Consider the following 21933-nt stretch of genomic DNA (forward strand, 5'->3'; position numbering starts at 1 on the left):
AGAAAAAGGTGAGGGTTGTGAGAATGAATAACCCAGCCTATCACAAAGGCTGTAACTGCGATTGTAACTCTGAATGCAACTGGCCGTGATTGGGCATCCCATACCAGTCTAGCAATTGCAGAAATGGTAAGTCCGCTAGGCTGTCACCAAAGCCAAAGCTAGGCCGCTGACTGTCTAAATGATGGTCTAATAAAAACTTTACAGCATGATGCTTATGCACGGCACGCGGCAATATCGCTAGATTATTTGCATTCACGTGTACATAAAAGTCTTGATCAAAATCACGTATTAGCGTTGGCAACTTTTCAGCCAAATCTATCAATGCCTGATGGTTTTTGTGAGCATGTTTAATAGCCAAATAAATAGTTAATTCTGCATCAACAGAGCCATTATGAAAGCTATCGATATGCGGTGTAAATACGAGCTGACTGCCATCACTTTTGCTGTAATTGGTAAATACTTGACTCAGCTGATTTAGTTTATTCTGTAGTGGTGCAAGCTGGTCATGCATATGCTGCTGCCACTGTGCTTGTAGCTTGCCATCCTTGCTGAGAATAATCGCACCATGGGTTAAGACTTGCCAACTATCAAAAGGCAGCTTCACGCGTTTGATTTCACTACGGTCACGGGCAGTGACAACTACCAACTCAGTGCTGGCAAGTAGCCAATTAAATAGTGCCGCTTGACGTTGACTCATAAAGCTTAATGGCTCGTCTTGCTTATTAACGGTAGCACAAACCAACTGCTCAGGCTCCGTAGTGGGTAAGTCCCAGGCGTCAATTTTGCGTTGAGTTTGGAATAGCGTATCGTCTAAATCCATTAAGGCATAGGGTTTTACGATATTTGCATTGGGCTGAAAAAATGGTGTGGTCATGTGTTCCTATTACCTTGGTTATCTTCAAATAACGCGCTTTGATGTATGAAATCATCTATTACATTTTTTGTTCTTAGATAAGCTCTTACACCATCTATTTTTATTAATAAATATATTTCTAAGAGAAAAAGTGGCGCTATAGAAATATAGAATAATGTAGTGCTTTTAAAAAGTATGAGGAAAAAGAACAACGAAATTAGTATCCAACATAGGAACCCGATAATGATGAATGTATTAAATCTTCGATGATGACGGATCCAATAATTAGTCAGACTATTGATGTTCTTTATATATTTACCATTTTGGAATTTTATTATAGAACCCGATTTTAAAGTGCTAATCTCATATAAGCTGATTTTTAAGCTCTTTTGAGACATTAGAAACTCTATTTCTTCAACCTTATAATCTTTGAGTAGGTAAAAACGCTTATAGAAAAGTTGCTTAATTAAAAACGGTTGATTACTCAGGCGTTCAAGAAAATTTTCATCATCAATTATTTTATAAAGCATCTCAAATTGCTTATCATCTTTGGCATCTACACGGTTAACTATGTAATTAAAAGGTCTTACAAACACGAGAACGGTTATAACAATAATTGTGATAATAGCTTGCGCATAATCATTAAGACCCAAAGCTATCTGAGCGCTACTTAAAAATTCAGCCATTCCCATGGCTAGTACCTATCACCAATACATTATCTAAACCTTGCCACATGTCATCAACGCTATCGCTTGAGGTCTCTACACACAGCACAATTAAATCCCAATCGCTAGGCTCAACGTTATAGGCAAAGTTGGTCATACCAAGCCCATAGTTATCGCTAAAGCTTAGCATGGTGGTAATCGCACCACCCAGAGCAATGGGTGATCTTGTCAAAGCGCTAAAGTTAACCGTAGTCGTTGCCTCAGAGTCTTGAACCTGACCTTCAAGCCATTCAGCCAATAAAAATGGCAGCCACACAAACTCATTACTACCTAATACCAGAATTCGCTCAGGTAACTGTTCTTTATCAAACGGTGCTTGATCACTAAAACTCGTCAATGCTGCTTGAAACTTCTGCAGATAGTTATAGAATCCATCGGTACTGTCTAGTGTTGGAAAACGTCCCCAATTACCCGTGTTACCTAATGACTGACTACCAGCGTCAGTGGTATCGACCGATGGCATGATGATGGGTTCAGGATTGGGTGCATCCGTCCATTGCCAAGCGCCAGACAATAGGTGATGACGATAAAATTCTATGTTAGGCAAGCGAGCAGATATGGCATCGTCTACATCCGCTGTACCTTGATTCTGACTGAGAGACCAGTCAACCAACGTGGTGAGATGCACTTGCTCTAATTGGCTCAGTCCTGCATTGCGTAGCGCCGTAACGACATTGACGCAAGTATTACCCGTTGACGCTTCATCATCGACCATAATGAGAGTTTTACTGGCCAGTAGCTGCGCTTGCGTGATTTTATCAGAGCTTTGATAAATGAGATGCTGGCTAGCATGACTGTGGTCTTCGCTGAATGTGGTCAGCAACGTTTCACTGTTATCATCATTGTGTTGCGCATGACGCGTAGAGTTCAATAATAAAGCATTAGGGTAACGCGTTTGTAGTGCTTGATGGACACCAGCCGATAAGCCAACAGCCGTCTCTGCCATGCCAATAACCAAAATCGGCTCAGGTAAATTGCTAGGCACTAAGTTTGCCAGATCCGTAAAAGCGCTACGCATCGTACTAGGTGCTACCGGAATATGACGGCCTAATACTTTCGACACAAATAAAAACGCACGTTTTGGGTTAATACGTTGAGCAAACCCGAGTAAATCCTCTAGTTGATAGTTGTCATCTTTTTGCGAGTCGTTTTGAGCCGCTGATGGATTGATTTTATAGGTCAGATCAAGTGTACCGCGAGGTAAAGAGATACTTCGCTTATAAGTTTTATTAGATGTCGTATTGTTTTTAGAATCAGTTATCACTTAGTTCTACTCCATATTTTTCACAGAGATAACGTAGGTCGCCATCTATATTTTGATGTTTTGGCACAAACTGCCATTGGTTGCCAGTTCGGTTTAACGTAAATAATATTAGGCTTTTACCTGATTTATTTTGGACGTCAAATTTGCCTGAGAATAATAATGTATTTTGTTGCTCATCAGTGATATTTAATTTAATACTGGTTTGCTGTGGGTCAATTGCTAAGCTTTCCAATTCACTTGATAGCACGAAGTTAAGTTGTTCAATGCTAGTAGGTTGATGGTTTAGATCACAACTGAACTCAGAGACTGATGTATTACTTTCGAGCTGTTGGTTTAGCTCGATTGAACCATCCTCGCTATGCGTTTGACCATAAAATATCATATCTTCATCACCGCGGACCTTTGCAGTAGGCGTCACTCTAAATAAGACAGCATCGATAGTAGGTGCTGTTGATATTTTTACAAGAATAGAAGCAGCTGGGAACAGGTTAGAAGTTGGCTTAGTATCAATTGTTTTTTTATTAGCAGTTGTAGCGGCTGTTAATGCCTTCTGTATTTTAATCTTTGCCCACATGCCATTAGATTGCTTTCTAATATCATATAAACGCAATGCAATCATTAAATTAGAAAATTTATCATAGCCATACTTATCGAGTTTGATGTCATTATGATTTTTACTAAGCTCGCTGGCTATATAAGATAGATTCGACCAACCATTATGGGCGTTAATATTTTCTTTGATTATTTTATTTAATAAGTTAATTAAGTGCGTTTGTGTTTGTAACTGTTTAGTCGTCCATTGTTTTGATGAATTATTATTAGGTGCTCTTTTAGGAGAAAGGGTTGTTTGCGTAGAATTGCTATTATTCTGATCGACCAATAAATCTTCTACATAAAAGAATTTATCACAAGCCTGCGAAAACGCGCTAACCGTATTACGTTTGCCAAACCCAAAGACTTTTACATGGTTTTTGCGAATGCGTAAAGCCAGTGAGGTAAAGTCACTATCACTTGATATGAGACAAAATCCATCATAGTTATTGCTATACAGCAAATCCATGGCTTCGATGACCATGCCTATATCAGTGGCATTCTTGCCTTTAACATAAGCGAATTGCTGCATAGGATCGATAGCATATTTGAGTAATGCTTCTTGCCAACTTTGAATATGAGCATTTCCCCAATCACCATATATTTTTTTACAAGTGATATGACCAAGCTTTTCTATTTCTTGCAAAATATGACCAATATTTTTTGCTGATGCATTATCAGCATCGATAAGTATGGCTATATTTTTGAGCTGAGCTGACATTTATATTTCCTAATACGTTTTCTTTAAGTCATTGTTTTATATTTTTTAGGTTCGTTACGTGATTCTTTAACCTCAACCTCAACCTCAACCTTGACAGCCAACGAGCCATAGCGCACCGCGGCTTTGTTTGCTCAACTGCGGTGTGGTTAGTGGTGACGTTTTAGCATGAGGCGAGTCTGATAAATCCTCTAAGCCGATGCCAGCGCTCGCCAGTAGGGCAGATAATAACTGAAATTTCACTGCATAGTTCATGTTTTGTGCATGCTCGTGGACGAGGCTAGAGGTTACCATGCCGACAACTTCACCAGTAGGTAGTAATAAAGGGCTGCCACTAGAGCCAGGCTGAATGGGTGCAGTGAATTGCATGTAACGAATATCATCGCCAAACCCTGTCAGACCTGAGATACAACCTTGCGTGACTTGTAATTGGCTACTCAATCCTGACAACGGGAATCCCAATGTGGTAATGGTCTCTCCCAAATTATCAGAGCATCGCTGCGCTAGGGGTAAATAGCTAGGCAGAGGTTCGCTCACTCGAATAATAGCTGAGTCGCTTCCGATATCGCTGAGGACTACTTGCGCCTCCCGATCAGGTTGGCCTTGCTGACGGACACCAATTATCGCCGCCGACTCAATGACATGATAGCAGGTCAATAGATGATAGGGGTCAATAGCGAATGCTGTTCCCGTCCAAGTTTCTCCAGGCTGAACGTGACGTGGCGGACGCGACTCGTTGTTTGGCTGAGTTCGCTGTTGCTGCTGAGCCGCTTGAATAAGCGCATGCGTATCTGGCGGACGGGTATCGAGACTGATTCCGACTCGATGCTCTACACTTGCTAGTCCTTGTGTGGAGCTTTCACCCAGTGCACGGCATTTAAACTGGCCATTACGTCGATATATTTCCAATACAATGGCGGCTTTAATATGACGCTCATTTGCCATGAAATTATATTTAATCGCGTCATTATTGAGTGTTAGACAGATATTGTTGAGCTCAATCGCTGGCAAGTTGAGGCTTGGATCATGATAAACATATGCAATCAGTTGCAAAGAAACAACAGCTTGCGCATCAAACAGTTTGGTCAAATCTAGCTGCCATACGTTTGGATTATTATTATCGTCTAACTGAGCCCAGTCCTTAGGCTCATGAAGGTAGGCGGGGCTACAAGCTGCTTTACGATGCTCATCTAACGGCAGCCATATCAGTCCAAGTTGCTGCCCAAATGTAAGCTGGTCTGTTGTGGAAAAGGTAACCGAACAATTAGATTGCGCGATAATCGTATTTGCTCCTAGCACTAACGCGGTCTGTACAGTCATCATATGCCTCTAATTGAGTTGATTATAAATCATTATAGACAGTTTTTAGATAGCAGTTTAAATAACTATGGGGTCATTATAAAAAACCGATATTTGTCTATTATAGTGGTTTTTGTTTATAATTTGGCATAGAATGATTAAAATGCCGTCATGCCGATCTTGAATAAAAACATCTAGCAAATAGTGAGATTCAAAAACTAATCCAAGCTATCCTTTTAAAGCCCTGCGATATACTTATAATTAGATAAGATAACTTTCTATTTTTATTCACCGCCACCTATCGGATAATATTGCCATTTATCCGACAATATTAAGTTAAGTCTTGTCATAATATATCTATTCGGTAATAATGCTGCTTAATTGCTTCTATAAAGTAACTAAATTTTATCAGATTAGGATTAAGTAGTAGTTGTCTATCTAAATACCATCTATGAATACCCCTCTTGCCTTAAAAGTATAAGAAAATAATGATATATAAAGCTGTGCTTAATTATGAGTGATAAAAAAATTATCAAAAGATTAAAATATATGGATTTGGTTGTTTTATAACACTCATGATTAAAAGAAAAAAATGTATTAAACACTACTTTCTCATTGTATTTGTGCGACAAGAAAATCGGCAAACCACAAGTCTGAAACTGAATTTATATTAATCGTTGAGCTTGGCCAGATAGTTTGTTATCAAGAAAGTTTAGCGATATTTTTAGAAAAGGAGTAATCTTTGAAATTTTCTTGTTCATTGGAAACGTCTTCTGAGCGGATTCGTTTGGTTAATGTTATCTCGCCACTTATTAAAGCAGGTTACCAACTCGTAACCCAAAGACAAGAGCCTTCAGAAAATGGTGGTAACATTATTCATGTTGTTGCCAAAAGCCAAGGATCAAAGACACAAGAAGATTTAATCGATGATCTTTCTTCTATCGAAGGCTGTACACTTTTTCAGCTAGAGATAGATGGAGAGGGAAGTGCGGATACAATACCATCAGCAGTAGCATCAGCACCACCGGTAACACAAGATTTGGATCAGAAAAATGCGTTAGCAGCTATTGGTGCACAGTATCCCGACATCGCCGATATCGTTAGGCACTATGAGGCCAGTTTGCCACATGAGAGTCGTGCTAAGGCAATGCATGAATTAGGACGCAAAGTGGGAAGTGGGATCTACAAGCGTGACTATTCACTTGGTAGCCCCTTAAAAATGCCAACCACGATTAATCGCGAACTTGTACCAGCATTAAAGAGCTTTTCTAAGGTTAAAGCTAAGAACAATTTGGTTGCCTTGACTAAATGTCCATTCTGTAAGTTGTCAGATAGCAACCATTCAGGCTGTCACTTTGTAGTGGGTTACATAGATGGTTTCTTATCAAGTAATCCTGCCGTAGACAGAGTTCGGGTTGAGGAATCAAGTTGTGGCGCTGGCACTACCAATATTTGTGAATTTATCATCTGGTAGAAAATAATTATTCATAGACAGTTGAATGCCTATGAAAAACAGTAATAAATGCATAAAGCAATGTCAGTTCATTAAAACGCACATTGCTTAAGCTCAGTTTTTATTAAATATAAAGGTCGAAAAAATGATTGAAGTTGAATATAACCTGCTTTTGGTGTTTATCTCATATGTTATTGCCGTAATGGGCTCTTACGTTGGTCTAAACCTTGCCATTCGCGTGCCATCAGCCAAACCAGGAGGCGATCTGTACTTTTGGGTAGCGTTATCTTCAATCGCGATCGGTGGTGCCATTTGGTCTATGCATTATATTGGTATGATGGCCGTTGATATGAAAATGCCGGTCACTTATGATTTAGGTTTGACCGTTATTTCAATGCTACTTGCTATTTTGTTTGTGGCCGTTGGTATTGTTATCGTTGGACGCGGCGCGTCAAGTATTGCCAAGTTGATCAGTGGTGGCGTGCTTACTGGACTGGGTGTTGCAGCAATGCACTATACAGGTATGGCTTCAATGCAGATGGATGCAACCATGTCATATAATATACCACTGTTAATCACTTCAATCGTCATTGCTATCGTGGCAGCTATCTCTGCGTTATGGTTGGCATTTAACCTACGTGGTACTGTACAGCGCTTTGGTAGTGCATTCATTATGGGTATCGCTGTTTGTGGTATGCATTATACTGGTGTAGCAGCAATGGAGATGAGCGTTACAGCGGGTCACACAATGTCTATGAGTCATACACATGATGGTGCGATTAATTCATCGATTATCATCTTTATCGGTTCAGCGATTGTACTTGGCTTACTATGGTTCTTAGCATCTAAAAATGCTCCTAAACAAGAAAACTTAGTATTCGGCGAGTAATGATATAGTTGATTCAGTTAAAGAGAGAGTCAAAGCAACCGAGTACAGAGGTATATGTGATATCTCAAGCGAGGTTAACGTGTCACTCTTTTATAGAGGATTGACTATAAGCCATTGTTGTTCTGTTTATTGAATGGTTAATACAATAAAAAGGTTTTTAGATATTATTCTAAAAACCTTTTTTTATGTGGAGTAGCTGGTGTATAGCTAATGGCTTATCTACACTTTAATCCATTGTAGTTTCTTCGATTTTTACACCCATCATGATTGAACGTACTTGGCAAGGTACTATCTTTTGAGCGATATCAGCTAGCCTTGGTTTATCAGTCAAGCCCAACCAGTAGGCAAAGCCGACCTGTGTTAAATCCACACCGCTATGAGTTGTGTAACCAATACCACCAGATGGGCGACTATTGATCTCAAGTATACGGTGCTGACCCTCATCATCGGCCTTGGTTTGTACACTGATGATACCATCACAGTTGAAAGCTTTGATTAATGGAATGACGACATCCATGACGGATTGCTCGTAGCCGATATGCTGGATTTTCCCAGTTTTATAACGAGTAATAGCGGCCAGTACTTCACCATATTCGCATACCACATCGATAGAGTACTCTTGCCCTGACAAATAAGGCATTAATAGCATTGGAATAGGGCGCTCATGCACCATTAAGCTGTTTGTGTACGCATTTATAAATTGGGCAGTACTGATTTTTTTCTCTTCGGTAAAGTATAAATGCTCAAAGCTATCGTATTTCTCTTCTTCTGTTTTACCTAAATCTAACCGCCAGAACCCTTGCGCAAAAATACCAGTGACTGGTTTGACACATAAAGGCTGATGGCCATGTTTGGCAAGTAGCGCCTCAAGCTGCTCAGTCGTATCAAAGCGCCACGCATCAGCAACAGGTATGCCTTGAGAATGGCACTGTTGCATAAAGGCAAATTTATCATCGATTGATTCTAACGCTGCAACACTGGTTGCGCCGGTCAATAAGCGAATACCTGCTGCATCAAATACCTCTCGACGGGCCTCATAATCAATACCATTGCGACCAGTCAATAATACCTTTACGTTGTGCTGTTGAGCCTGTTCTAGGACGAACTGCCAACGCGGCATAACGAGTTCAGGTTCAACATCCACTTCATCGAGGCTACCTATAGAAGCTATAGTAGGTTCAAGATAGACATCATCCGCAAACTCAAAAATTTCAGGTCTATCGTGACGGTGTGAGGCGATGATGTTGAATGGTGTCTCAGATTGGGCCTTTAATGCTTGTAGGCTGGCTAACATATCACGCTGGCTTGACTGGCCTTCGGCTAACCAAGCTGCAGTTGGCGTTGTATGGTGACTATCGTTAGCAGTGTTATCCATAATTCTCTCAGCAGTATCATAAGTGTTAGATATAATTGGATAACGTAATATCGTCATCGCAAAACCAACAGCAATCTAGATAAGCTAAAAATGTAGCTAACCATCCAAGTCATCATATTGCTGATAGTAGCGCTATTATATACAAATGCTAGCCGTTATAAATGATGCTAAAAAAATAGTATCAGTAAGAATGCTTAGGATTTACTTTGGGGTCTTGAACAGCACTTCACTGAAGGTATGTACCGACTAAAAATCTTGTAATAACCGTGCTACTATATGCTGATAGTAGACATAATAAATACATCGATATAATAAATAAATGAAAGGATGAGTAATGAGTCAAACCCTAATTGCAGGTGCCAATGCGCCACTACCGACGGACAATATTAGTATTCGTATCTTAAGCCAAAATGCGATTGATTGTGCTGCTTATCGCCTAACTGCCAATGGTAAAGTGCGCGGTGATGGAGACATGATATTTTATGGGCAGACACGTAGCGATGATAGCAGTGTCAGCTTTCGTGGTCACGACAGCGATGGCTTTTTTGACATCAATTTGCCAGCTCAACCTGCAAATATTGAAAAGATAGCGCTCGCATTTTCTAGTGATAAAACACTTGCTCAAGTCGGTGATGTTGATATTCAAGTATTACAAGGCAGTCAAGTACTGATGACTTGTCAGCTCAGTAGCGCAGGCCGTAATGAAAAAGCGATTATTTTAGCTGAGTGCTATCGTAGGCAGGGCAGTTGGAAGTTTAGATTTATTGCTCAAGGTTTTGAAGGTGGTCTAAAACCTTTGTCAGAGCATTTCGGTGTTGAGATTGCTGATGAAGCGCCAGTTCAGAATCAGCCACAGAGTCAAGCCCAAAACCAGTCACAGAGTCAGGCTCAACCTATCAACACGCAGCGTCCAATCAATACTCAAAAACCGGGTAGCGCCCCTCAAGCAAACACACCACCACCGATATCAGCTAATCCTGCCATAAATCTAAGCAAAGTAACCTTAACCAAGAATCAATCGAGCATCAACCTCAAAAAACGTGATGATTTTGGTAAAATTACCGTTAACTTAAACTGGAATCAACGACCGAATGCTGATCAGCAAGCACCTAAAAAAGGTCTCTTGGGTGATCTGTTTAAGCAACATAAAGCGGGTGGTATTGATCTGGATGTTGGTGCGATGATTCACCTGAAAAATGGTGAAAAGACGCTTATTCAAGCATTGGGTAATCGTTTTGGTAGCTTGCAATCAGCGCCTTATGTTTGTCTGCGTGCCGATGATAGAACAGGGCAAATAAGTGGTGGTGAATGGCTCGATATCAATGGTCAGCAGTGGTCGCAGATTGAGGAGGTCTTTATCTTCGCCTTTATCTACGAAGGGGCTCCGAACTGGGCGCAAACAGATGGCGTGGTAACCATTGCCGTACCAGAGCAGCCGCCGATTGAAACGCGTTTAACAGAAGGCACAGGCAACTTGCCAATGTGTGCAATCGCTCGTTTGGTTAATCAACAAGGTAGTATCAATGTTGAGCGTATCAATCAATACTTTAAAGGTCACCAAGAAATGGACAAAGCCTTTAATTGGGGATTTAGCTGGAAACGCGGTAGCAAGTAGTAACTAAGTAGTAACGGCTGCAAGAATATCGATTGGTACAAAAAAAATAAGCCCTTCTATAATAGAAGGGCTTATTACTGTTGAATACGCTTCAACATTCAAAAATTTTCTAGAGTCAATTATGCATGCGGTGTGATAGCAGGCATCAAATCATGAAAAGTACGACCAGACGCTGTTTCACCGATGGCATGCATTTTCCACTCATTGTTATGGCGATAGACTTTTGCCATTACCATCGCCGTGTGTCCACCTTGCGCTGATAAGTTATAGCGAGCAACTTCTTGATTGTTATTGGCATTTACAATACGACAAAATGCATTTTCTACGGTCTCAAAAGTCTGACCAGTAAAGCTATTGACGGTAAATACCAGCGATACAACATTAGCAGGAATTCTAGATAGGTCTACGTTGATGACTTCATCATCGCCATCACCATCACCCGTACGGTTATCACCAGTATGGACAATGCTGCCATCTTTTGATTTTAGCTGACTGAACCAAATAGCATCGACCGCCTGTTTATTGCTATCAAACATGATGCATGAGGCATCGAGGTCAATAGAGTCGCCGCCACTACCACCACCGAATAATTTACCTAAAAACCCACCTTTTTTCTCTTGTGGACCTTGTGCGACATCCCAGCCTAAACCTAGTTTTACCTGCGTGAGGTCACCACCAGCTTCTTTGCTAAGTGAGATTTTTTGACCTTTTTGTAAGCTAACTGCCATGTGATTATCCTTATAGTATCAATATTGAGAAATATGAACTGAGTGTAGTGTTACCACTCGTCTTCCTTGCTATCTAAGTTTTTAAAAATGTTGTAATAGTTTTGAGTAAAGCGTCGAATAAAATCTGTATATGACGACATACAATTATAAGATATTGCCTAATAAGCCGCTACTACCACCGCGACCGCCTGAGCTACTACCTAAGACGCTTTGTAGCCAACCTTGGTAGCTATCACGATTGCGCGAACAGATAATGACTTTGCCAGTACCAGAGAAGTTCAATACCATGCCTTCGCCACTGGTGACGGAGTTGATGATATTGCTCATGAATCCTTTTTTCTTGCTGGTAGACACTGACAGCTTATAATCTAAGTTGGAGTCCCAGCAGACCACGTGACCATTATCAATAATGACGTCTTTACCGGGTTCTACATCGATCTCGAACAGTGAGCCAAACCCTGATACCACGACCTGACCTTGGCCTTGCGTCTGCATAACCATAAAGCCACCAGTATCACCAAATACCGCACCGCCAAGGTTGCGTTGAATATTGGCTCTGATATCCACGCCAGTTTGCGCCGCTACAAAAGCACCATCGCTGAGCGTGTACTGCTGAGCACCGCAATCAATGATCTGCATATCACCATCGAGCGTGGGTGCAAGCAAGCAATCACCTTCACCATTGACCGCTTCGATTTGCTGTTGAAATAACGACTCATCATTAGCAAAACGGCGCATGAGTGACTGCATCAACCCGCCTTGCAATTTCCCTTTGAGCTCAAGGTTCGATTCCATCATCACCATTGCATTGGCTTCACAATAAATCGAGTCGCCTTTTTTGAGATTACAATGTAAAAAAGGTTCGATGGTACCGATTAAGCTAAATGTTGCGGCCATGACTTGCAAATCCTTATTCTAATTTTTTAATATGTGCGCTTGATAGCTATGTTTATGGCTGTTTATGTATATGGTTCTATATAAGCTATCTTCAAGACTTGGGCTTTTTTGGTTAGCCAATTAAAATTAAAGCCATCAAATGCGTTAAAAGGGCACACTTGATGGCTTTAAATAGCTCTGTTATATCGCAATCAACTATATGACTGCGATATTTATTTTGCTAAGCGATTACGTCAAAGCTAAAATTAGTTGAAGCTAAGCTTATACGTTTACGCCATAAGAACCCGCTAATGGTCCCAGACCACCGCTGAAACCTTGACCAACGGCACGGAATTTCCAATCACCGCTGTGACGATACAACTCACCAAAGATCATGGCGGTTTCAGTGCTGCCGTCTTCTGATAGGTCATAGCGTGCAATTTCACTGCCGCCATTGTCATTAACGATACGGATGTAAGCTTCGCCTACTTGACCGAAGTTTTGGTTACGGGCTTGACCTTCATAAATGATGGCACAAAGTGCTACTTTATTAACGTCAGCTGGAATGCTCGCTAGGTTTACTTTGATAGCTTCATCATCGCCATCACCTTCGCCAGTACGGTTGTCGCCTGTGTGCTCAACAGCGCCATTGTCTGACTTTAGGTTGTTAAAGAAAATGAAATCTTGGTCGTTACGTACTTTACCTGCTTCATTGACCAAAAAGCCAATCGCATCTAAGTCAAACTCTTGACCGTCAGTAGCGCGTGGATCCCAGCCAAGACCGACTGTAATATTGGTTAAGCCTGGCGCTTCTTTTGATAAGTTTACGTTGCCGCCTTTTGTTAAGCTAATAGCCATATAAATATCCTATTGATTAGTAATTAAATAATAAAAAAACGAACTGAAAATGGTGCAATGGTTGATACGTAAGCGTACACAGTTAATAACTCTACCTATATGTCACGGCCTACGTATCATTACGTTTTACTATACTAAGCGTTTGCTTAGTAAGCAAGGCGTATTTTGTGCACTTACTATATGTTTCCTAAGAGACATAATGTCCCTGTATATCTGATACTTTTTAACAATCTTGATAGTAATACTTAAGGTGTTGTTATCAAAAGTAAATTACCTATCTATCATCATTTGTAGATTAAACAAGAAAAAATTGGTTTTTGGCTGATAAGAACGCATTTTTCTAAAGAAAGCTTTAAAACGAAAAAGGGTCATGCAAATATATTTGCATGACCTGAAGTAAAACTTGTCATATTTAACGGTGTTCATCGTCTTGAACAACTCACCGATAAAAGTATTAGATGATAGTCTTTAGTCGCCGAAAACAGACCAGCCAGTTTCTTGTACAAACAGCTCTAGTGCTTTGGTTCCAAGCTTAGAGTTGCCTATATGATCGAGCCCTGGTGACCAAACAGCGATAGAACCTTCACCTGGTGCTATCGTTAAAATACCACCGCCAACACCACTCTTACCCGGTAATCCGACACGATAGGCAAACTCACCAGAGCCATCGTAATGACCACACATCATCATCAGCGAATTAATCCGGCGAGAACGCTGTGCATTAATAACTCTAACGCCTGTGTGTTCATTAATACCATTAGATACTAAAAATAGGCCAGCTTGAGCTAACTGTTGGCAGTTCATCGCAATCGAGCATTGATGAAAATAAGTACCCAACACTTTATCCACGTCATGTTTTAGACGACCAAAGGATTTCATAAAATAGGCCAGTGACGCATTTCGATCTTTATGTGCCATTTCGGATGCAGCCACTTTGTGATCAAAACTGATTGAGTCATCGTCTGCGATAAAGCGAACAAACTGTAGTATCTCGCCCAATGTCTCTTTTGGCTCATGACCCATCATAATCGCATCTACCACCGCAATTGCACCGGCGTTAATAAAGGGATTACGTGGTCTGCCAGATTCATGCTCTAGCATCATGATAGAGTTGAAAGGGTCACCAGATGGCTCGCGACCGACGTGTGTCCACAGCGCATTACCTAACTTGCCAAGACCGATGGTTAAGGTAAATACCTTTGAGATACTTTGAATAGAAAACAGTGTACCAGCATCGCCAGCTGTATAGACCTGTCCGTCAGGTGTCGCCACCGCAATACCGAACTGATTTGGGTCGACATGAGCCAGTTGCGGGATATAATCTGCTACTTTGCCACGATCGGTTTCATTTGCCATTTCTGTAGCAATATCATCAAGAATTTTTTGTATATTAATCATGTAGTCGTATTTTTATGGTGTTGTTAGAGGGTGGAGATTCTAACTGAATAAAGGATGATAGTAATCATGGAATTGTATTTTAATGATTGGTCATTACGGTATACCGATGCATACATCATATATTTATAACTTATCGCTTTAATTAGGCCATAAAAAAACAGGCCATATCAATTTTTTGATATGACCTGCTTAAATACATCACTAGATACAGCAGATGCTATATGAACGACATGCCTTAATTCAGACTTGCCTTCTCAGCCTTACGGTAATTAAGTGATGCAACAAATGCCCAACCAATAAAGGTAATGCCGATCAGACCAGTAATGATTTCTGGTACATGGAACTTAACCGACAACAGCATGATAATTGCTAATGCACCAATCGCATAATGTGCGCCATGCTCAAGATAGACAAACTCGTCAAGTGTACCTTTATCGACTAAGAAGATAGTCATAGAACGTACAAACATCGCACCAATGGCAAGACCTAACATGATGACAATAACGTCGTTGGTAATGGCAAACGCACCAATAACACCATCAAAACTGAATGAAGCATCGAGGACTTCTAAGTATAAGAAACCGATGATACCGCCTTTCATGATAGCGCTAGTCGCCGCAGCACCCGAACCACTTTCTTCGTTTTCTAAGCCTTCTTCGAGATCACCTTCGAGCATGCCAGAGACAACCTGTACGCCAAGGTAAACAAGAATACCCCAAACACCTGCAATCAAGACAGCACCTGATTGTTCAGCGTTGGCCCATGATACAGCAATCATTAAGACGATGAGAGCGATAAATACGCTCATAGCATCGACTTTGCCGAGCTTAGCCAAACGGCTCTCTAGCCAATCAAACCAATGGACTTCTTTTTCATCAAAGATGAAGTTCAAGAAAACTAATAGTAGGAAAATACCACCAAATGCTGAGATTTCAGCATGATGCGCCATCAATCTGGCTGAGTATTCTGCTGGTTGATACAGAGCTAGATTGATAACTTCCATCATGCCAAGATCAGCGGTAACCGCGACGATGACAATAGGAAAGACCAAGCGCATACCAAATACTGCAATCAAAATACCAACGGTTAAAAATATCTTCTTCCAAAATTCGTCCCAGCCCTTGAGGACTGAAGCGTTGACCACCGCATTATCAAATGATAATGAAATCTCCATGACGGCCAAAATAGCGGTAATAGATAAGGTGGATATCATGCCACCCATACCGCCATGTGAATATCCCCACCATGCCGCTACCGCTAGGGCAATGGCTGTGAAGATAAAATCTAAATAAAAATGTCTCATGACACATCCTGTCTGGTTGCGTAAAGCTAAGGTCGGCCTATTATAGACACAAACTGCAAAAAAGTGGTTATTGCTAACCACCTTTGATAGGTAATTCTAAACGAAACGCAGAGCATTACTAGTCATTTGGTCACTATAAATTGTGACTATTTGCAACTATGTCAGCTTTACGTTTTGGACGTGATAACGACGGTTGATAAGTACCTAAATGTTAATAAAATAGGGTTTTAAATATCAACGCCATATTGCTGGCACATCGCCTGTAGACCACCTGAATAGCCTTGACCAACGGCGCGGAATTTCCACTCACCGTTATGGCGATATACTTCGCCAAACACCATTGCCGTCTCGACAGAGTAGTCTTCAGCCAAGTCAAAACGTACGACTTCAGTGCCTGTTTCTTCATTAACGACGCGGATAAAGGCGTTGGCTACTTGCCCAAAGTTTTGGCTGCGAGCCGCCGCATCATGAATAGTAACCGTCACGACGATTTTGTCGACATCAGCGGGTACTTGGGTAAGATTTACTTTAACGACTTCATCATCACCATCACCTTCGCCAGTACGGTTATCACCAGTATGTTCAACGGCACCATTGTCAGACTTAAGCTGATTATAAAAGATAAAGTCATGGTCACCGCGCACTTTACCAGCGCCACTTAGCAAGAATACGCTCGCATCAAGATCAAACTCTGCACCTGATGTGGCACGCTCATCCCAGCCAAGACCGATAAGTAGCTTGGTTAGGTTTGGATCCGTTTTGGTTAGCGATAAGTTACCGCCTTTATTAAGTGATAAAGCCATGAGAATATCCTTGTTATTAGAGTAGGGAGAGGTGCAATATTAAAGCAATAACTATGCGAAGAAGTACAACTAAGCGAGAAAAATCGATAGTGGGATTAACATTATCAAAAAACTATCGCCGCAGAACTATTGCTTAATAACGCTCTATCATAACAACAAAAAATGACCCAATCAAAGCTGATTGGGTCATTGTTATGTTTCATAAAAAATTGAGCATAAAACTTAAGATTTAGTGGCTTACAGATGACCGTTTATATAATTAGTCATCTGTAGGCGCTTATCTAAAAGCTGCCATTTAAAAGCTCTGATCATAGGCCTAAGATTATAGACTGTCGCTTAGAAACTTTGACGATGACGAATCTCAAAGCTTTGATGAATCGGTTTTTTGATATTAAAATCAAAGCCAATGGTTTTTTGTGTAATCTCAACAATATCGTAGCGCTCAGTCAACTGCTCATCTAGCTCAAAGCGGGTAAAGTTGTTTGAGAAATACAAAACACCGTCAGAGGTCAAGCGATTCATGGCGCGATTGATAAGGGCAGCATGGTCACGTTGTACGTCAAAAGTACCTTGGAACTTCTTAGAGTTTGAAAAGGTTGGTGGATCAATGAATATAATATCAAACTGCTCGGTATTGTCTTTAATCCATTCGAAGATATCAGCAGCAACGAACTGGTATTTATTGCGGCTAACGTCCAAGCCATTGAGTACAAAGTTTTGTTTGCCCCAATCTAGATAGTTCTGTGATAAATCGACACTGGTGACTTTTTTCGCGCCAGCCAATGCAGCATGAACACTCGCCGTACAAGTATAAGCAAATAAGTTCAATACCGCTTTGCCGCGGCTGTTGTCCTTGATTCGTGCACGCATGTTACGGTGATCGATGAACAGACCAGTATCAAGATAATCTGTAAAATTCACATATAGATAAGCGCCGTCTTCGCGCGCAACATGAAACTTGCCACGTTTTTCTGTGGTGTTCTGCTTGCTATATTGATCATTACCAGACTGGCGTGCACGCGTTTTGATAAAGATTTGTTCGCGGTTAATACCGAACACTTCACGTATTCCCATCAATGCCAAGTTAAAGCGTTTTTTGGCTGTCTCAGGCGGGATAGTCTTTGGTGGTGCATACTCTTGCACATGCGCATAGTCACCGTATAAATCGATCGCAACCTTGAAATCTGGTAGGTCGGCATCGTAGACACGTACATTACTGACGTTGTCTTTTTTCGCCAGTTTTTTAAGCTTGGTAAGATTTTTTTGCAAGCGGTTGATGAAGTCTTGACCATCTTCTACTTCAATCTCACGTTTCTCAAAGCGACTCACGAGATTGCCCGTTTGTCCTGCAATCAAGGTGCCATAGCGGAAATAAACGGTGATAGCACCATTATGACAACGCAATGTTTTTGGTTCTTTAATTGGTAATATATCGACTTGTTCGACATGAGACGCCAGTATGCCAAGCATCGGATCAACGCCACTACCGGCAAAGCTATCTTGCAAAATAAGACCAATCGCTTGATATAACGGCTTAATCATTTCTTCATCACCCAAACGCTCACCATAAGGTGGGTTGGTGATGATTAAAGGCTTGCTCAATCGACCATCACTGACGAGGGGGCTTAGTACAGCACCCAACTGGTCAAGGGCGCGAGTTTCGATATCGAGTAGCGGGAGTAAATCCTGTAAACCTGCGGCAATGATATTTTTTTCTGTGGCAAGAATTGCACCACTATCAGCGTCGAAACCTAAGATTAGCGGTAACGTGTCAGGCTGCTCGTTTGCAATCTCCAACGCGTCGCGGAAACGTGTCTGTGCATCATTAATCATTTCTTGCCAGAGCACATCGTCATGATGCTGCCATTGATAAAAGCCAAATTGGTTGGCAGCTTTATCGATACCAACCGCATAATCACAATGCATGAGTAACGCTTCAATGATGAACGTTCCAGAGCCACACATAGGATCGATTAATGCATTGTAGAAAGGCGCATTACCTTCTTCGTTCTTTTTATGCCAACCAGCGCTATAGAGTAGGGCGGCAGCCAAGTTTTCTTTTAGGGGCGCGTCTGTCATGGCCACACGGTAACCACGGCGATGCAAGCTGGTACCTGATAAATCTAAATATAGTTCAGCTTGTTTGTCATTTACGGTGGCAAAAATAGAGAAATCTGGATTTTTGCTATCGACGTTAGGACGGCTGTCATAAACTTCATTGAAGGTATCGGCAATCGCATCTTTGATACGTAGCATGGCGAACTGCTGGCTAACGGCAACGCGCTTGTCTACAGAGAGACGAATCGCAAACGTTTGCTCTAAGCTAAATTGCTCAGTCCAATTGACTGATTTTGCCAAACCATAAATTTGCTCAGCCACATCGTATTCGGCATTGATGTTTTTACGTTTGATGAGCATCAATACTCGAGAGGCGACACGTGACCACAAACAAATAGTATATAGGTCGCGCAAAGTACCCGTAACTGCTAGACGGCCTGTACTTTTGACTTCGCTGGCAATACCAAAACTGGTCAGTTCGGTCTGTAGTGGTGCCTCAAGCCCATCGGCACAAGTGATGATAAGGTCAAGCGACAACTCTGGCGAAGCTGCTACTAAAGTTGAAGGCGCGGTTGTTTCGGTCATACGGATACCTGTGGGCTAAATTGATAATTAATGCACATCATAAAGTAAGATGTTTAACCGGCAATTTTACCATATTTCAATAAGTTTAGTTTAAAAGCTATCTAGGATTATAAGATTGAATGTCATAGTGTTCAATAAACCAGTAATAAACTGGTAAGTTAACGCAATATTTGTTTTATACTAAAAAAATGGAGACGATAACCACAGTAATCGTAGCAGACAACCATCCAATATTTTTGGAAGGGTTGATGCTTTTGCTTGCACGTGTAGAAGGGTTTAATGTTGTAGGCCATGCGACTGATGGCGATCGAACATTACACCTAATAGAACAGTATGAGCCAGATATTGTCTTAATGAATGTCACCATGTCTGGCATGAGTATCGAAAATATCATTCTTTCGGTCGAAAAACAATCACTCATCACGCAATTGATTGCATTGACTACTGTCAATGATGGCGCTAAAGCACAGCAATTACTCAATATTGGATTGTCAGGTTATGTGTTAAAAAATACAGCCTTTGTAGATTTATTAGCCATTATCAAGCAGGTTCGTACGGTCAAAAAATTCATCTCCCCATCATTACTCGCTAGTCTGAAACCTATCACAGCAGAAATCAATAAACCCCAACTCACTAATCGCGAAATTGAAGTGCTAACCTGCATCGTAAAAGGGGATAGCAATAAAAAAATCGCGTGCGATCTTGGTATCTCACAGCGTACCGTTTGCTTTCACATGAGCAACTGCCTTAGAAAGCTAGAAGCTTCTAACCGTACACATGCCATAGTACAAGCAGTCAATCATGGGCTAATAGATATTGACTTAAAAGTATATGATTTGAAAAATGGTTGAGCTGGATTGAAGAAGCGAGAGAACTAAATTGGAGTCTAAATTAACGAACAAACCACCTATCATAAAATGATAGGTGGTTTATTAATTGATAATTAACGTCTTCAAAATTTTATGACTTCTCCGTTACTCTCTTATCAGATTTCTCTAAAGCGCTATAGATCTATTTTAGAATCGTTTTAGAGTAGCGCTTTTCTTCATTGACATAGATTTAGGCTGAGCTTTAGATTCTACTTTGACTCTAGCAATCTCTTTCTTACCATCACTAATGACGAAGCTACCAGCACTACCATTTGAGCCAGACGACTTGTTTCCACCAACTTGCCAATTAACCCAATAATCAGCAGACTCGCATGTTTGGTGGAAGAATTTGTTACCACCATTAAAATATGTACCTACTTGTACACGATACCAATGGTTCGGTTTCATATCATAACTTGCTGAAGTACTACCATGATTTATAGGGTTAGTGATGTGGAAGTTAGTATAAAATGCGTCAATACTAGTGCCCCAACCTGGTGACGTAGGTACGGGTGAACCTAACGCACCTGGTCCTTTATCATATATAGTCCATTTGGATATTAATGCATTGATAGGGGGCTTCATGCTATGCACATAGTTTAAGTAGCTTTGCATCTGATTGTTAAATTGCGGTGTCGCTGAGAAATTAAGGCGATATTTTGCATTTGATCCGCCACCGGGCTGAAATACCGGGGTTAATTGTCGAATGATAGCTTCTTCATTGATGGGTGGGCAGCAGTTATCAGCAGGTATATTAATGACAATATCATCATAATCCATTGGAACCAAATCACCTAAATTTGTAGCCTCATCAAAAATTATGGGACCCGGTCCAGTGCCCCCATCGCCAGCACACCCTTTGATATTGACAAAGGCTTCATCAAAGTTCATGTTATTATCCATTTTGATGACTAATGAATAGGTATTACCTGCTACCACTGGGCTAGTATAGGATACTAATTTCCAAGGATCTGTTGAAGAGTTACCACCTGGGAGAGCGACAGGGTTAGACTGACCAACGATTGATCCATTGATACCTGTTCCATTACGCAAGATGACAGAGGCTGTTCCATTACTATCAGCTCTGGTAGAAAAGTATCCACCAAAATTTGCTTCACCATTACATTTTGCTATAAAGGTTTGATAGAAGTCATTGCTGCCATTAGCAATATCAAGATAATGTCTAATAGTTCCTGACGCAGTGCCCGATGCATCACTCCGAGGGCCATCTCCCGTGGAATTAATGCCTTGGTTGGTTCTGATGACGTTTGAATCATCACCTGTTCCTAACACCCAAGGAGTAATAGGATGACCTATATGATTGCCAAATCCACTGGTAGGCGGACTTAGCTCAAAGCCTCCATTAATCAGTTGATTTGCAAATGCTCCCGTTGTCAATATTAAACTAGCACCAGCTATGCTCAAAGCTTGAGTGAGTCTTAATTTGATTTCCATGCGCAGAACTCCCTGTCAGTAATCAATTGATTATGCCCCTAGATATTTTGTTAAACCTATTCAACGGTCTATTAGTATCTGTTTGCAGCATAACAAGGATTTATCAAAGATGTACCTGTAGATATCTACAGGTGCAGGATCTGCATGCATAGAGTTAAGGCGTGTCATCAATTAGCGTATTGATGCATTAGCAATGTCATAAGCAGTCTATTGCATGT

Annotated in this window: 18 protein-coding genes; 4 read left to right on the top strand and 14 right to left on the bottom strand. The window is 41.0% G+C overall.

Annotated elements, in window-relative coordinates; all coding sequences use genetic code 11:
- Positions 1-40: 40 nt before the first annotated feature.
- From I6E84_RS09115 to I6E84_RS09135, 5 genes are all read right to left on the bottom strand, one after another.
- Positions 41-874, bottom strand: coding sequence for an HAD hydrolase family protein (locus I6E84_RS09115; RefSeq protein ID WP_197217619.1), 834 nt, complete (start codon positions 872-874; stop codon positions 41-43).
- Positions 871-1545: a hypothetical protein gene (locus I6E84_RS09120; RefSeq protein WP_197217621.1), complete on the bottom strand. Its 675-nt coding sequence runs from the start codon at positions 1543-1545 to the stop codon at positions 871-873. Before I6E84_RS09120 ends, I6E84_RS09115 begins: the two co-directional genes overlap by 4 nt.
- Positions 1532-2842 carry a phosphoribosyltransferase domain-containing protein gene (locus I6E84_RS09125; protein WP_197217623.1) on the bottom strand — a complete coding sequence of 437 codons (1311 nt, stop codon included), beginning with the start codon at positions 2840-2842 and terminating at the stop codon, positions 1532-1534. The genes I6E84_RS09120 and I6E84_RS09125 overlap by 14 nt, the downstream gene beginning before the upstream one ends.
- The gene (locus I6E84_RS09130; RefSeq protein ID WP_197217625.1) at positions 2832-4154 is read right to left on the bottom strand and encodes an NYN domain-containing protein; all 1323 of its coding nucleotides are present in this window, start codon (positions 4152-4154) and stop codon (positions 2832-2834) included. Before I6E84_RS09130 ends, I6E84_RS09125 begins: the two co-directional genes overlap by 11 nt.
- 84 nt (positions 4155-4238) lie before the next feature.
- Positions 4239-5474 (bottom strand): trypsin-like peptidase domain-containing protein, encoded by a 1236-nt coding sequence (locus tag I6E84_RS09135; RefSeq protein ID WP_227681417.1) that lies wholly within the window; start codon positions 5472-5474, stop codon positions 4239-4241.
- Positions 5475-6210: 736 nt separating this feature from the next.
- Here I6E84_RS09135 and I6E84_RS09140 point away from each other — a divergent pair.
- The gene (locus I6E84_RS09140) at positions 6211-6924 is read left to right on the top strand and encodes a hypothetical protein (protein WP_197217627.1); all 714 of its coding nucleotides are present in this window, start codon (positions 6211-6213) and stop codon (positions 6922-6924) included.
- A 124-nt stretch (positions 6925-7048) separates the two neighbouring features.
- Positions 7049-7792, top strand: a complete 744-nt coding sequence (locus I6E84_RS09145) for an MHYT domain-containing protein (RefSeq protein WP_110922668.1) — start codon at positions 7049-7051, stop codon at positions 7790-7792.
- Positions 7793-8018: 226 nt separating this feature from the next.
- Here the strand turns inward: I6E84_RS09145 and I6E84_RS09150 are convergent, their stop codons facing one another.
- The gene (locus tag I6E84_RS09150; RefSeq protein ID WP_197217806.1) at positions 8019-9167 is read right to left on the bottom strand and encodes an ATP-grasp domain-containing protein; all 1149 of its coding nucleotides are present in this window, start codon (positions 9165-9167) and stop codon (positions 8019-8021) included.
- A gap of 334 nt (positions 9168-9501) precedes the next feature.
- Between I6E84_RS09150 and I6E84_RS09155 the strand changes: the two genes are divergently transcribed.
- The gene (locus tag I6E84_RS09155) at positions 9502-10782 is read left to right on the top strand and encodes a TerD family protein (protein ID WP_197217629.1); all 1281 of its coding nucleotides are present in this window, start codon (positions 9502-9504) and stop codon (positions 10780-10782) included.
- A 119-nt stretch (positions 10783-10901) separates the two neighbouring features.
- On the opposite strand, the gene I6E84_RS09160 is transcribed toward I6E84_RS09155, so the two are convergent.
- From I6E84_RS09160 to rlmKL, 7 genes are all read right to left on the bottom strand, one after another.
- Complete coding sequence (locus I6E84_RS09160) at positions 10902-11510, bottom strand: TerD family protein (protein ID WP_110922672.1); 609 nt, start codon at positions 11508-11510, stop codon at positions 10902-10904.
- Between the two features lie 144 nt (positions 11511-11654).
- Complete coding sequence (locus I6E84_RS09165) at positions 11655-12407, bottom strand: TIGR00266 family protein (RefSeq protein WP_194197243.1); 753 nt, start codon at positions 12405-12407, stop codon at positions 11655-11657.
- A 261-nt stretch (positions 12408-12668) separates the two neighbouring features.
- Entirely contained in the window at positions 12669-13244 is a 576-nt protein-coding gene (locus I6E84_RS09170; protein ID WP_110922674.1) for a TerD family protein, read from the bottom strand.
- 468 nt (positions 13245-13712) lie between these two features.
- Positions 13713-14642 carry a glutaminase gene (locus tag I6E84_RS09175; RefSeq protein WP_197217630.1) on the bottom strand — a complete coding sequence of 310 codons (930 nt, stop codon included), beginning with the start codon at positions 14640-14642 and terminating at the stop codon, positions 13713-13715.
- Between the two features lie 235 nt (positions 14643-14877).
- A complete protein-coding gene (locus tag I6E84_RS09180; protein ID WP_197217631.1) occupies positions 14878-15945 on the bottom strand; it encodes a DUF475 domain-containing protein in 1068 nt (355 codons plus the stop codon).
- A gap of 227 nt (positions 15946-16172) precedes the next feature.
- Positions 16173-16748 (bottom strand): TerD family protein, encoded by a 576-nt coding sequence (locus I6E84_RS09185; protein ID WP_197100034.1) that lies wholly within the window; start codon positions 16746-16748, stop codon positions 16173-16175.
- A 336-nt stretch (positions 16749-17084) separates the two neighbouring features.
- Positions 17085-19391 (bottom strand): bifunctional 23S rRNA (guanine(2069)-N(7))-methyltransferase RlmK/23S rRNA (guanine(2445)-N(2))-methyltransferase RlmL, encoded by a 2307-nt coding sequence (gene rlmKL, locus I6E84_RS09190; protein ID WP_197217632.1) that lies wholly within the window; start codon positions 19389-19391, stop codon positions 17085-17087.
- A gap of 188 nt (positions 19392-19579) precedes the next feature.
- On the opposite strand from rlmKL, the gene I6E84_RS09195 reads away from it, so the two are divergent.
- Positions 19580-20242 (top strand): LuxR C-terminal-related transcriptional regulator, encoded by a 663-nt coding sequence (locus I6E84_RS09195; RefSeq protein ID WP_197217633.1) that lies wholly within the window; start codon positions 19580-19582, stop codon positions 20240-20242.
- A gap of 165 nt (positions 20243-20407) precedes the next feature.
- Here the strand turns inward: I6E84_RS09195 and I6E84_RS09200 are convergent, their stop codons facing one another.
- Positions 20408-21715, bottom strand: coding sequence for a hypothetical protein (locus tag I6E84_RS09200; RefSeq protein WP_197217634.1), 1308 nt, complete (start codon positions 21713-21715; stop codon positions 20408-20410).
- Positions 21716-21933 lie beyond the last annotated feature (218 nt).

This window comes from Psychrobacter sp. SCQQ22 (assembly GCF_015864605.1).
GTDB lineage: Bacteria > Pseudomonadota > Gammaproteobacteria > Pseudomonadales > Moraxellaceae > Psychrobacter > Psychrobacter fozii.